Annotated in this window: 1 protein-coding gene; it reads right to left on the bottom strand. The window is 49.3% G+C overall.

Annotated features, from left to right (window positions below; all coding sequences use genetic code 11):
- Positions 1-23 precede the first annotated feature (23 nt).
- On the bottom strand, positions 24-669 hold a 646-nt coding region (trpA, locus tag R7Q48_RS27900), incomplete at its 5' end, for a tryptophan synthase subunit alpha (RefSeq protein ID WP_318133541.1).

Below are 669 nucleotides of genomic sequence, written 5' to 3'. Positions count from 1 at the left end.
CTGTGTTTAGCTTGTGGTGTCGGTTACTTTTGAGTTGCCGCCTTCATTGCTGAGACAAATTCACCAAGCTTATCGAGCATGATTTGCGGTTGCTCTACGTGTGTTTCGATGATTTTTACGACTGCTGAACCCGAAATTGCACCTGCAGCACCCGCTTCAATGGCTTGTTTTACTTGTGCTGGTTCAGAAATGCCGAAACCTAGTAACGCTGGTGGTGCATCAAACTGGTTTAGCTTTTCAAGCATGTGGTCAACTGGCATGTTAGCTTTGGTTTCTGCACCCGTCACACCCGCGCGCGAAAGCAGGTAAGTGTAGCCGCCGCCTAATTCAGAAACTTGTTTTAGCGTCTCGTCACTTGCCGTTGGGGGTGCGATAAAGATTGGGTGGATTCCAAATTTCTCTGCCGCGGCTACGAACTCTGCGCTTTCGTTAGTCGGAACGTCTGCAATGAGAACGGAGTCGATGCCCGCTTTTGCACAGCGTTCGTAGAAGCTCTCAATACCGCGTGAGTATACAAGGTTGGCGTACATCAATAGACCAATTGGCAGGTCTGGGTACTTTGCTCGAATTTTTCCGATTTGCTCAAAACAGATATCCGGAGTTGCACCCGAATCTAACGCTCGAATGTTGGCACCTTGAATTGTTGGGCCGTCCGCCAATGGGTCTGAG

The sequence above is a fragment of the Vibrio sp. 378 genome (assembly GCF_033339435.1).
This window is presented reverse-complemented; position numbering and strand designations above follow the sequence as displayed.